This window comes from Halomonas sp. (genome assembly GCF_033549285.1).
Taxonomy (GTDB): Bacteria; Pseudomonadota; Gammaproteobacteria; order Pseudomonadales; family Halomonadaceae; genus Halomonas.
This window is the reverse complement of the sequence record NZ_JAWSUJ010000113.1, coordinates 1-12,142: the sequence shown is the minus strand read 5'-3', so window position 1 is coordinate 12,142 and position 12,142 is coordinate 1. Positions and strand designations below refer to the sequence as shown.

At 70.1% G+C, this 12,142-nt stretch carries 12 protein-coding genes and 1 pseudogene; 2 read left to right on the top strand and 11 right to left on the bottom strand.

The features are described from left to right. The 11 genes and pseudogenes from SCI24_RS18565 to ccmA all read right to left on the bottom strand — a co-directional run. Window positions 1-350: pseudogene (locus SCI24_RS18565) on the bottom strand (cell division protein ZipA); the annotation flags it as partial. A 225-nt stretch (window positions 351-575) separates the two neighbouring features. Then, on the bottom strand, window positions 576-4,070 hold the full coding sequence (gene smc / locus SCI24_RS18560; RefSeq protein ID WP_318726787.1) for a chromosome segregation protein SMC: 3,495 nt from the start codon (window positions 4,068-4,070) through the stop codon (window positions 576-578). Between the two features lie 3 nt (window positions 4,071-4,073). Further along, entirely contained in the window at window positions 4,074-5,318 is a 1,245-nt protein-coding gene (gene ccmI, locus SCI24_RS18555; protein WP_318726786.1) for a c-type cytochrome biogenesis protein CcmI, read from the bottom strand. Beyond that, window positions 5,315-5,782, bottom strand: a complete 468-nt coding sequence (locus tag SCI24_RS18550) for a cytochrome c-type biogenesis protein (protein ID WP_133635720.1) — start codon at window positions 5,780-5,782, stop codon at window positions 5,315-5,317. The genes ccmI and SCI24_RS18550 overlap by 4 nt, the downstream gene beginning before the upstream one ends. Further along, entirely contained in the window at window positions 5,773-6,300 is a 528-nt protein-coding gene (locus tag SCI24_RS18545) for a DsbE family thiol:disulfide interchange protein (protein WP_133635719.1), read from the bottom strand. The genes SCI24_RS18550 and SCI24_RS18545 overlap by 10 nt, the downstream gene beginning before the upstream one ends. Next, window positions 6,297-8,288 (bottom strand): heme lyase CcmF/NrfE family subunit, encoded by a 1,992-nt coding sequence (locus SCI24_RS18540; protein WP_412930186.1) that lies wholly within the window; start codon window positions 8,286-8,288, stop codon window positions 6,297-6,299. Before SCI24_RS18540 ends, SCI24_RS18545 begins: the two co-directional genes overlap by 4 nt. Window positions 8,289-8,312: 24 nt before the next feature. Next, window positions 8,313-8,819 (bottom strand): cytochrome c maturation protein CcmE, encoded by a 507-nt coding sequence (ccmE, locus tag SCI24_RS18535; RefSeq protein WP_318726784.1) that lies wholly within the window; start codon window positions 8,817-8,819, stop codon window positions 8,313-8,315. Beyond that, on the bottom strand, window positions 8,809-9,045 hold the full coding sequence (gene ccmD / locus SCI24_RS18530) for a heme exporter protein CcmD (protein WP_318726783.1): 237 nt from the start codon (window positions 9,043-9,045) through the stop codon (window positions 8,809-8,811). Before ccmD ends, ccmE begins: the two co-directional genes overlap by 11 nt. Next, window positions 9,045-9,785, bottom strand: a complete 741-nt coding sequence (locus tag SCI24_RS18525) for a heme ABC transporter permease (RefSeq protein WP_318726782.1) — start codon at window positions 9,783-9,785, stop codon at window positions 9,045-9,047. Before SCI24_RS18525 ends, ccmD begins: the two co-directional genes overlap by 1 nt. Before the next feature lie 14 nt (window positions 9,786-9,799). Continuing rightward, window positions 9,800-10,501 (bottom strand): heme exporter protein CcmB, encoded by a 702-nt coding sequence (ccmB, locus tag SCI24_RS18520; RefSeq protein ID WP_318726788.1) that lies wholly within the window; start codon window positions 10,499-10,501, stop codon window positions 9,800-9,802. A gap of 28 nt (window positions 10,502-10,529) precedes the next feature. Further along, window positions 10,530-11,174 (bottom strand): cytochrome c biogenesis heme-transporting ATPase CcmA, encoded by a 645-nt coding sequence (ccmA, locus tag SCI24_RS18515; protein ID WP_318726781.1) that lies wholly within the window; start codon window positions 11,172-11,174, stop codon window positions 10,530-10,532. A 204-nt stretch (window positions 11,175-11,378) separates the two neighbouring features. Here ccmA and lexA point away from each other — a divergent pair, with 204 nt between their 5' ends. After that, window positions 11,379-11,849 (top strand): transcriptional repressor LexA, encoded by a 471-nt coding sequence (lexA, locus tag SCI24_RS18510; protein ID WP_133635713.1) that lies wholly within the window; start codon window positions 11,379-11,381, stop codon window positions 11,847-11,849. Continuing rightward, window positions 11,849-12,142: YigZ family protein (locus SCI24_RS18505; RefSeq protein WP_318726780.1), on the top strand; the 294-nt coding region annotated here is incomplete at its 3' end. The genes lexA and SCI24_RS18505, both read left to right, overlap by 1 nt.

Genomic DNA, 12,142 nt, shown 5'->3' with positions numbered 1-12,142 from the left:
GGCCGGGGGCCCGATGCCTCGGGGCCGTCGGCATACCGCCGGAACTCCGCCAGCACCCGCGAGGGGCCGGGGTGCTCCTGGCGCTGCAGCTTGGGCTTGGATTGTACCCCCCGGTCGTCCGCCGGCCTGACGACCCGCGCCCCTCCGTTGGGCAGCTCCCAGTTGATTTCGGCCTCGCGGGCCGCGGCTTCAGGGTCCTCGTCGCTCCCCGTGGGGCCACGCTCGTCACGGTCCGAGACCTGGTCGAGACGTGGAACACGACGCTGACGCTGCAGGCGACGCACACCATCGATGACGATGAGGGTCACCAGCGCCAGCCCTAGTATGATCAGCCACTCTCTTAGTTCCATGGGTCGTCATGCCTTTTGCTAAGGCGCCATGCCTGATGGTTGTCCGTCAACAGCATAGCGCGATTGCCAAAAAAAGGGCCACTTTTTTATTTGTCAAGCTCGGCATTTTCCTGCCGCAACCCGACCGGGCCCTTCGCAATCGCCCTTCAGGTTCCCCGTGCTTCCGTGCATTGCAGTATACATTGTCTTCCTTGTTAACCCGTTTGCCGTTCACGTTCAAGCCCATCAGGCCTCGGCCAGGGCCGCGGCCTCCTCGACGCCGACCGACACCAGGCGTGACACCCCGGGCTCCTGCATGGTCACCCCCATCAAGCGTTCCGATGCCTCCATGGCGATCTTGTTGTGCGTGATGTAGATGAACTGGACGGTGTCGGACATCTCCTTCACCAGCTTGGCGTAGCGTCCCACATTGGCATCATCCAGCGGGGCATCCACCTCGTCGAGCATGCAGAAGGGCGCCGGATTGAGCTGGAAGATGGCAAATACCATCGACAGGGCGGTGAGGGCCTTTTCCCCACCGGACAGAAGATGAATGGTGCTGTTCTTCTTGCCGGGGGGACGCGCCATGATGGCCACCCCGGTTTCCAGCAAATCCTCGCCGGTCAGGGTCAACCACGCGGTTCCCCCGCCGAATACCCGCGGGAAAAGTGCCTGCAGGCCGGCATTGACTCGCTCGAAGGTGTCGCGGAATCGCGTCCGGGTTTCCTGGTCGATACGCCGGATGGCCCGGTCCAGGGTCTCCAGTGCCTCGGAGAGCTCGGCATGCTGGGCCTCCAGGTAGTCGCGCCGCTCGGCCTGCTGGTCGTACTCATCGATGGCCGCCAGGTTGATGGCCCCCAGCCGGCGGACGCGCTCGCCGACCTCCTCCAGCCGGGACTGCCAGGCGGACTCGGTGGCGTTGGGGTCAAGGGATTCGGACAGGCTCGCGGCGTCGTGGTTCAGCTCGGCGAGCTGCTCGTCCTGGGCCTCGGCCTTGAGGGAGAGCGCCTGGACCTGCATGCGCGACTCCTGGAGGCGCTCGCGGATGCCCTCGAGGCTGCGCTCGTGGCCCTGTCGGGCCTGTTCGTCCTCGCGCAGCCGCTCGACCAGCTCGGCGGCCCGGGCACGGGTCTCGTTGAGCACCCGCTCCTCGCGCTCGCGGCGCTCCAGCAGCTCGTCGAGCCGCTCGCGACGCTCCTCGTCGGGCTCATGGAGCCCCTCGCGTGCCTCCTCGAGCTCGGCGCAGCGCAACTCCAGGCGCTCCCGCGACTCGCCGGCGCGGCCCAGCTGCTCGGCAAGCCCGGTGCGTTCGGTGGCGGTGCGCTCCTGCTCCAGGGCCAGGCGCTGCGCCTGCTCGGCCAGGGGACGCTGCCGTGCCCGCAGCGCGGCCAGCGTCTCTCGGGCCTCGCGGCGCTCCCGCTCGAGCCGCTCGCGGGTCTCGGCCCCCTCCTCCAGCCGCGCCATCGCCGCCTGCCACTGCTCGCGTGACTCCTCCAGGGCCAGCAGCGCCTCCTCGCGGGACTCGGCCATGCCCTCGAGCTCCTCGGCGAGCTCGGCGGCGCGCCCCTCCAGGTGCTCGAGCCGGCTGGCCAGCCCGCTCTCCTGCACCGCCAGCTGCTGGCGCTGCTGCTCGAGCTCGCGCTCCTGGAGTCGTGCCTGCTCGAGGTTCGCCTCGGCCTGCTCGACCCGGGCCGCGGCCGCCTCGAGGTGGCGGTCCTGGTCGGCGAGGCGGGCCTCCACCTCGGCCAGCGCCTCGCGCACCTCCGCCTCGCGGCGCCGGCTGACCAGCAGGGCATCCGGGCCGTTGCCGGCGCCGCGATGGCGCACCCAGCCAGGTCCCAGCCAGAGGCCGTCGGGGGTAATCAGGCTCTCGCCGGCCGCCAGGCCCTCGCGGGCCACCCAGGCCGCCTCGCGGTCAGCGACGCAGCGGATGCCGGCCAGCCACTGGCCGGCCGCGCCGGCGCCGCGCACCCGGGCCGCCAGGCTGTCGGCCGGGGCGGGCAACGCCTCGGCCTCGAGCAGACCGAGCTCGGCGTCCGGCGGCGAGGCCAGGGCCTCGCGGGCGCCGGGCAGCGACACCAGTCGCGCCCGCAGCCAGGGCGCCAGCACCCAGGAGACCGCCTCCTCCCAGCCGGGCTCGACCTCGAGGGCCTCGCCGAGGCGCGGCTGCTGGCCCAGGCCATGCGCGGCCAGGTGGGCATCCAGCGCCTCGTCGTGGTCGGCCAGGGCCGCCTGGATCAACGCCTCCAGCGAGGCCAGCTCGCCCTGCAGGGTGCTGCGACGCTGGCGGTCGGCCTCGCGGGCCGCCTCGGCCTCCCGCACCTGCTCCCGGGCACCGTCGCGGCCGGCCTGGTGCTCGCCGCGCTGCGCCTCGAGCTCGGTCAGCCGCTCCTCGAGCTCGGCATGGCGCTCGGCCAGCTCACGGCGCTGCTCGCCCAGGCCGGCGATATCGGGCAGCTCCTCGTGCTGCTGGCGACGGCGGCGCTCGTCGGCGGCCAGCTGCTCGAGCCGACTCTCCAGGTCACGAAGCCGGTCCTGGGCGCGCTCCGCCTCGCGGCTCTGCGACTGCCAGCGCTCGCCGAAGCTCTCCCAGGCGGCGTCGGCCTCCTCGGCACGGGGCTCGGCCTCCTCCAGCGCGGCCTCCAGCTCGGCGAGCTGCTCGGCCACCTCCTCCTGCTCAGGCCCCAGGGTCTCGAGGCGCTCGTCCAGGCGGGCCAGGCGTTCGCCATCGTCGTCGCCGAGGCGAGCGAGTTCGGCGAGCTCGCGCCGGGCGGCCTCGAGGTCGCGGGCCAGCTGCTGGTCCCGGGCGCGGGTATGCTCCAGGTCCTGCTCCAGGCGGGCGATGGCGGTGGTGGTCTCGAAGAAGCGCGACTGCCGGCCGTCGAGCTCGGTGGCCAGGCGATCATGCTCGGCGCGGGCCTCCTCCAGGCGGCTCTCGGCCTGGCGCATGCCCAGCACCTCGCGCTCCACGGCGGTCTCCAGCTCGCGGACGCGGGTCTCCTCCTCGGTCTGGCTGGCGCGCAGGGCGCGCCCGCGCAGCAGCGCCAGCTCGCCCTTGAGGCGATGCTCCTCCTGCTTGAGAGTCTGGTAGCGACGCGCCGCCTCGGCCTGGCGCTTGAGCCGCTCGAGCTGCTTGTCGAGCTCCTCGCGGATGTCCTCCAGGCGCTCCAGGTTCTCCTGGGTGCGCCGCATGCGGTTCTCGGTCTCGCGGCGACGCTCCTTGTACTTGGAGATGCCGGCGGCCTCCTCGAGGGTCGCGCGCAGTTCCTCGGGGCGTGCCTCGATCAGCCGCGAGATCATGCCCTGGCCGATGATGGCGTAGGAGCGCGGCCCCAGGCCGGTGCCCAGGAAGAGGTCGGCGATGTCGCGGCGACGACACTTCTGGCCGTTGAAGAAGTAGCTGGACTGGGCGTCGCGGGTGACCTGGCGCTTGACGGCGATCTCGGCGTACTGGGCATAGGCGCCGCCCATGGCGCCGTCACGGTTGTCGAAGAGCAGCTCGATGGAGGCGAGCCCCACCGGCTTGCGACCGGTGGAGCCGTTGAAGATGACGTCGGTCATCGACTCGCCGCGCAGGGTCTTGGCCGAGGACTCGCCCATCACCCAGCGCACCGCGTCGATGATGTTGGACTTGCCGCAGCCGTTGGGCCCCACGATGGCGGTCATGTTGCCGTCGAAGGGCACGGTGACCGGGTCGACGAAGGACTTGAACCCCACCAGACGGATCGACTTCAGGCGCATGGCTTACTCGACGACCCGGTCGATCACCACCTCGACGGGCTCGCCATCGGTCTCCCCCACCGTCACCCCCTCGAGGGTACCGAGCAGGTCGCCGGGCTGAGGCGTGGCCTGGCCGCTCTCCGAGACACGCACCATCAGCCGCGCCTGATCCACCTGGGAGATCCGCGCCTGGGGAGACATGGAGCGGGAGTCGTCGAGCACCACGGTCAGCGGAAGCTCGTCCAGCCGCGCCCGGGCCACGGCCAGCGGCGGCAGCTCCCCCTCGAGGTCGCGGGCCACCACGAAGACGCTGGCGTCGTCGTCGAGTCGGCCGGCGAGGTCATCCGCCAGGCGAACCCGGACGGCGATACCGGGCCCCTCGGCGACGGCCTGCTCGGCCTCCTCCGGGGCGATCCCCAGGCGCTGCTGGGCGACGCGGATGCCCTGGCGCAGGGCGTCGGCGGTGTCGGGGTCATTCATGCCGGCGATGGCCCGGCGCCAGCGGTCGATGGCGGTCTCGAAGTCGCCGCTATCGAAGGCATCGATGCCGAGCATGCCGAGCACCGTGGGCTGGGCGGGATCCATCGCCAGCACCTCGTCGACCAGCGCCTGGACCTCGTCGGTCATCTCGCGGCCGGCGGCGAAGTAGCGGATCTGGGCCAGCTCGGCCAGCAGCCAGGGCTGGCGCCCCTCGAGCTCGACCAGTCGCTCCAGGGACCGGGTGGCCTCGGCAGTGCGTCCGCTGTCCCGGTAGAGCGGGAACAGCGCCCGCCAGACGTTGGGGTTGTCGGGCTGGCGGGCGGCCTGCCCTTCGAGCCGATCGACCAGCATCGGCAGCGAGGCCTCGGGGTCGTTCATCACCTGCTGCTGGACGGTGTAGAGGGTGAGGTCGCCCTCCGCCCCCTCCTGGAGGTACCAGACGAGGCTGGCCAGCACCACGGCCACCATCACCAGCGGTACCGCCAGCTTGCCGGACGCGGCTGGCTTCAGCGGCGCACGCGCCAGGTGCTCGGTATCCTCGAGCAGGCTGCGCTCGAGCTCCAGGCGGTCCTCCTCGAAGCGCGACTCGTCGATGTCGCCCCGCTCCCGGGCGGCCTCCAGGGAGGCCAGCCGGCGGCGGTAGATGGCCAGGTTCTGGTCGGTCGTGCGGTCGTTGGCCTCATGGTCGCGCTGGGCGGCGCTCACCGCGGCGGCACGCCGCAAGGGGGCCACCAGCAGCCACAGGGCCGGCAGCAGCAGGACGGCAAGGGCGATCCATAGCAGGGTCATTCGGTCCTCTCGCGTTTGATCAGGGCATCCAGGCGCGCCCGCTCCTCGGCGCTCAGGTCGCGGGCCGAGGTGCGCCGGCGGGCGCGCACCATGAGCACCACCACCAGGGCACCCAGCAGCACCAGGCCGGCGGGAAGCCCCCACAGCAGCAGGGTGCGCCCCTCGAGGCGCGGGTTGTAGAGCACATAGTCACCGAAGCGGTTGACCATGAAGTCGAGGATCTCCTTGTCGGAACGGCCATCCTGGAGCTGGAGATAGACCCGCTCGCGCATGTCGCCGGCGATGGGCGAATCGGAGTCGTCGATGGCCTGGTTCTCGCACTTGGGGCAGCGCAGGGTCGCGGTGAGGTCGCGATAACGCTGCTCGGTGACCGGGTCGTCGAACTCGCGCACCTCCACCGCCGCCTGACCCAGGGCGGGCCACAGCAGCAGGGCACACAGCAGCAGTCGGGTGATCAGCGCCATCTTTCCACCTCCGGCAGTATCGTCTCGCGCACGTCCTCCGGCCGGATGTAGCCGGTATGGTGATAGCGGATGATGCCCTCGCGGTCGACCAGGAAGGTCTCCGGGGCGCCGTAGACGCCCAGGTCGAAGCCCAGGCTGCCCTCCGGGTCGAAGATGTTGACCTCGAAGGGGTTGCCGAACTCGGTGAGGAACTCGCGCCCCTTCTCCCGAGTGTCCTTGTAGTCGACCCCCACCAGGCGCACGCCGCGCTCGGCGAGGTCGAGCAGCTGCGGCATCTCCTGCTTGCAGGTCGGGCACCACTCGCCCCAGACGTTGACCAGGGTGACCTCGCCCTCGAGCAGCGAGGCATCCACCACCCGCTCGGGATCCTCGAGGGTGGTGAGCTCGAAGGCCGGGAATTCCCTCGCCATCAGCGCCGAGTCGCGCTCGAAGGGATTGATCGACAGCCCCATGTAGAGGAAGGCGCCGAGCACCAGGAAGCCGGCCAGTGGCAGCAGCAGCAGCAGGCGACGCTTCATGTGGTGGCCTCCCGGGGCTCGGCAGCCACGGCACGCTCCGGGTCGCGGGCCGTCACGGTGCGCCGGTAGCGCCGGTCCGCCACGGCCAGCACCCCGCCGGCGGCCATCAGCAGCGCCCCGAGCCACAGCCAGCGCACGAAGGGCTTGTACTGGATGCGCATCGCCCAGCTGCCGTCCTCCAGGTCCTCGCCCATGGCCACGTAGAGGTCACGGAACAGGCCGGGGCGCAGCGCGACCTGGGTCATCGGCATGCCGCGGGCGATGTAGAGACGCTTCTCGGGGGTCATGGTGAAGCTGCGCTGGCTGTCGCCGCGGCGCACCTCGATCTCGGCGGCGTCCGCCAGGTAGTTCGGCCCCCGGCGGTTGGCGAGCTCGGTCATGGTGAAGGTGTAACCGACCACCTCGACGCTGTCGCCCACGCCCATGCGCACGTTGCGCTCGATGGCGTAGTTGGAGACCACGGTGACGCCGATGATGGTCACCGCGATGCCCAGGTGGCCGAGGATCATGCCCCAGTAGGCCAGCGAGAGGCGCCTGAGGCCGGCCAGGCGACCGGCGGAGTGGCGGGACTTGGCCCAGAGGTCGCGGGCCATGGGCAGCACGATCCACAGGGCGATCACGACGCCCAGGCTCACCTTGAGGTTCCACTCGCCGCGATAGAGCAGCGGTGCGACCACGCCGATCACCAGGGCCGCCAGGCCGGCGAGCCAGCTGCGCCGGAAGAGGTCGCGGGCCGGGGTATGCTTCCAGCGCGCCAGCGGGCCCAGCCCCATGAACAGGCAGAGGATCACCGTCAGCGGCACGAAGAGCGCATTGAAGTAGGGCGGGCCCACGCTGATCTTGCCCAGGTTCAGGGCATCGAGCAGCAGCGGGTAGACCGTGCCGAGCAGCACCGTCACGGTCATGATCACCAGCAGGATGTTGTTGATCAGCAGCAGGGCGTCACGGGAGAGCCAGCTGAAGCCCACCTGGTGGCTGACACGCGGGGCGCGCAGCGCGAACAGCAGCAGCGAGAGCCCAACGGTGATACCCAGCAGCACCAGGATGAAGAGCCCGCGGGAGGGGTCGTTGGCGAAGGCATGTACCGAGGTGAGCACCCCAGAACGCACCAGGAAGGTCCCCATCAGCGACAGCGAGAAGGTGGTGATCGCCAGCAGCACCGTCCAGCTCTTGAAGGCGCCGCGCTTCTCGGTCACGGCCAGGGAGTGGATCAGCGCCGTGCCGGCAAGCCACGGCAGCAGCGAGGCGTTCTCGACCGGGTCCCAGAACCACCAGCCGCCCCAGCCCAGCTCGTAGTAGGCCCACCAGCTGCCCAGGGCGATACCCACGGTGAGGAAAGCCCAGGCGATGTTGGTCCAGGGCCGCGCCCAGCGGGTCCAGGCCGCATCCAGGCGCCCGCCCAGCAGGGCGGCGATGGCGAAGGCGAAGACCACCGAGAAGCCCACGTAGCCCATGTAGAGCATCGGCGGGTGGACGATCAGGCCGAAGTCCTGCAGCAGAGGATTGAGGTCGGCGCCATCCTGGGGGACGTTGGGCAGCAGCCGCTCGAAGGGGTTGGAGGTGATCAGCACGAAGGCCAGGAAGCCAACGCTGACCAGGCCCATGACGCCCATCACCCGGGCCAGCATGTCGCGAGGCAGCTCCCGGGAAAAGCGGCTCACCGCGAAGCTCCAGGCGGCCAGGATCAGGCTCCACAGCAGCACCGACCCCTCGTGGTTGCCCCACACGGCGCTCGCCTTGTAGTACCAGGGCAGCATCGAGTTGGAGTTGTTGGCCACATTGGCCACGCTGAAGTCGTCCAGCAAGTAGCTGGCGGTCAGGCAGGCGTAGGCGATGGCCAGGAAGAGGAACTGGCCGGTGGCCATGGGTCGCGCGTAGGCCATCCACAGCGGGCGGCGCGTGGCCGCCCCGGCGAGCGGCATCACGCCCTGGACCAGCGCCATCAGCAGCGCAATGATCAGGGCATAGTGGCCGATTTCGGGGATCATCAGGGTCTGCATGGGCACTCCGGATCAGTTCTGGCTGGCGCCGTCGCCCTGGGCGTCCAGTCGCTTGCCCACCTCGGCCGCCTTGGCCTGGTAGTCCTCCGGCGAGTAGCCGGCTTCCTCCAGGGCCTGGGCCACCTCGGGGGGCATGTAGTTCTCGTCGTGACGCGCCAGCACCTGGTCGGCCCGCAGCCAGCCGTCCTGCTGGAGCTCGCCGACCACCACCACGCCCTGCCCCTCGCGAAACAGGTCGGGGAGGATGCCGCTGTAGCGCACCTCGAGGTCGTCGACATAGTCGGTGACGGTGAAGCTCACCTCAAGACTCTCCTTGTCGCGATCCACCGAGCCCTCCTTGACCATGCCACCGGCGCGGATCTGACGCTCCAGGGGAGCATCCCCGGCGGCGATCTGCACCGGGCTGAAGAAGAGGTTGATGTTGCTGCGCAGGGCGTAGAGGGTCAGGCCCACGGCGATGGCGGCCAGCGAGACCAGCCCCAGGATCACGAACAGCTTCTGCTTGCGTTTAGCTCTCACGGGCATGGCCCTCTTGATGTGAAACCGTTGTCGCGGCCCCGCCCGGGGCGCCGTGGTGCTGCGCGCGACGCGCCCGGCGCCGCAGGTCGCGCAGCAGCGCGCGTCGCTCGGCGCGGGCATGGAGCACCACGCCCACCAGCAGCAGGCCGGTGACGCCCCAGGCCGCCCAGACGTAGACGCCATGGCCGCCCATGGCCAGGAAGGCCGACAGGGAATCGAATGCCATCAGCTCACCTCCCCGGCCAGCTCGCGCACCCAGCGCTTGCTCGCTTCGCGACGCAGGATCTCGCTGCGGGTGCGCATCAGGGTCACCGCGATGAAGAAGCTGTAGAAGCCCAGCACCATGATCAGCAGCGGCGCCCACATCTCCATCGGCATGGCCGGCCGCGAGGTGACGCTGAAGGTAGCCGGCTGGTGCAGGGTGTACCACCAGTCCACGGAGTACTTGATGATGGGAATGTTGATCACCCCGACCATGGCCAGCACCGAGGCGGCCCGGGAGGCGCTGTCGCGGCTGGAGAAGGCGCCGCGCAGGGCGATGACGCCGAAGTAGAGGAACAGCAGAATGAGCATCGAGGTGAGGCGCGCGTCCCACATCCACCAGGTGCCCCAGGTCGGCACGCCCCACACCGCGCCGGAGAACAGCGCCACGAAGGTCATGGCGGCGCCCAGCGGGGCCATCATCGCCGCCGCCATGTCGGCGATCTTGATCTTCCAGACCATGAAGATGAAGCCGGCCACCGCCATGCTGACGAAGATCGACTGGGCCAGGAAGGCCGCCGGCACGTGGACGTAGATGATGCGGAAGCTGTTGCCCTGCTGGTAGTCCGCCGGGGCGAAGGCCAGCCCCCAGGTGCTGCCGACCAGGATCAGCACCGCCGCCGCCACCCAGAACCAGGGCTGCAGGCGCGCGCTGATGGCGTAGAACCACTTGGGGGAGCCGAGCTTGTGTATGAAGGCCCACATGCCGTTTGTCGTCCTCAACCGTTGATACTGATGCGCAGCGACGCGGCGATCGCCCAGGGGGCGAGGCTCAGCGCCACTGCCAGGAGCGCACCCAGGATGGCCAGGTGCGCGGAGACGCCATTACCGAGGATGGCCGCCTGCACGGCCCCGGCGCCGAAGATCAGCACCGGGATGTAGAGGGGCAGCACCAGCAGCGAGAGCAGCACGCCGCCCCGCGAGAGCCCCACGGTCAGCGCCGCCCCGATGGCGCCGATCAGGCTCAGGCTGGCACTGCCCAGCGCCAGCGACAGCGCCAGCACCGCATAGCTGCCTGCCGGCAGCGACAGCATGATGCCCAGCAGCGGTGCCATCAGTGCCAGCGGCAGGCCGGTGAGCAACCAGTGCACCGCCACCTTGGCCAGCGCCAGCGCCGGCAGCGGCTGGGGCGAGAGCAGCAGCTGCTCCAGGGAGCCGTCGTCGTAGTCGCTGCGAAACAGGCTATCCAGGGAGAGCAGCGCCGCGAGCAGCGCCGCCACCCACAGCAGGCCCGGGGCGATGGTCGCCAGCAGCTCCGGGTCCGGCGAGATGCCGATCGGGAACAGGGTGATCACCAGGGCGAAGAACACCAGCGGGTTGAGCACCTCGCTGCGCCGGCGCATCATCAGCACCAGGTCACGCTTCAGCGTCGCTCGGATTGCGACCCCGGCGCCGCCCTCGGGTTCCCGGAACAGCGGCATGTCGCCCGGCTCCTGCGCCAGGCGCGACTCAGAGTGCGGCATCGTCACCCCCCTGCCCCAGCCGGATGCGCCGCAGCGCCGGAGAGTCGGCCAGCTCGTGGTGGGTGGTGACCAGCACGCAGCCACCGCGCCGGGCATGGGCCGCCAGGCGCCCCTCGAGGGCCGCCACGCCGTCGCGGTCGATGGCGGTGAAGGGCTCGTCGAGCACCCAGAGCGGGCGCGGGATCAGCTCCAGCCGGGCCAAGGCCACCCGGCGCTGCTGGCCGGCGGATAGCTGGCCGGCGGGCAGGTCCTCGAAACCGGCGAGCCCCACCGCCGAGAGCGCCTTGAAGCGCGCGGCCTCGTCATCGGGCTCGCCCGCCAGGGCCTGGTACCAGGCCAGGTTCTCCAGCGGCGTCAGCGCCGCCTTGACCCCCGGCGCATGGCCCAGGTAGAGCAGGTTGGCCAGGAAGTCCTGGCGCATGCGCCGCATGGGATGGTCGTTCCAGTAGAGCTCGCCCTGGAAGTCGGCCAGCTGCCCGGAAAGGATCTTCAGCAGAGTGGTCTTGCCGCTGCCGTTGGGGCCTTCCACGCGCACGATCTCGCCGGCATGGATGTCCAGGTCAAGGTCCCGGAACAGCCAGCGATCGTCCCGCTCACAGGCCAGCTTTCGGGCTTGCAGACGCAGGCTCAAGGCACTCTCCCGGCATGGGTAATTTCGCCCGGAACTCTACACGGAAAGGGCCCTGGCTACCAGTCAAGCCGTCTGCGTCAGCCGGTCGCACTTGCCCTGGATCAAGCCTTGCGTGGACCGCCAACCCTTGCCAGATCCAGGCCCCCTGCTATGCTCGTGAAACACTGTATGTATCAACAGTTTCGACGACAGGGGAGAGATCGCATGCCCAACGTCACACCGCAATACCTGGAACGCCGCCCCAACCTCCCGCTGGCCCGGTCCTGGGCAGCCATCGAGGCGGACGACCTGACCGAGATCCCGCTGCTCGGTCGCGTCTCGGCGGGCATGCCCATCGAGGCCTGCCCCGAGGCCGGCAGCATCCAGGTGCCCACGCGGATGGTGCGCCGCAATACCTATGCCCTGCGGGTGAGGGGCGACTCCATGGTCGATTGCAACATCTTCGACGGGGATGTGATCATCATCGAGCGTCGCGAGAGCGCCGAGAACGGCGAGACCGCCGTGGTGATGATCAACGACCAGGAGGTCACCCTGAAGAAGCTCTATATCGAGAAGTCCGGCGTGCGCTTGCAGCCGGCCAACGAGCGCATGGCGCCCATCTACCTGCGCAACGATGACATCCAGGTGATCGGCCTGGTGATGGGCGTGGTGCGCCAGGCGGAGCTGGCCGCCTGATGCGCTATGCCGTCCCCGACGTCCCTGCCGGACGCTGGCAGGAGAGCGAACTGGAGGTGGAGAAGAGCCGCTTCATCACCTGGCTCTGCCATGCGCCGGCCAGCACCGCCTTCGAGGCGCTGCTGGCCGAGGCGCGGCGCACCCACCCCGGCGCCAGCCACCACTGCAGCGCCTTCATCGCCGGCCCGCCCGGCGAGCAGACCGCCATCGGCTTCTCCGACGACGGCGAACCCGGCGGCACCGCCGGACGCCCCATGTTCCAGGTGCTCGAGGGGTCGGGGCTCGGCCAGGTG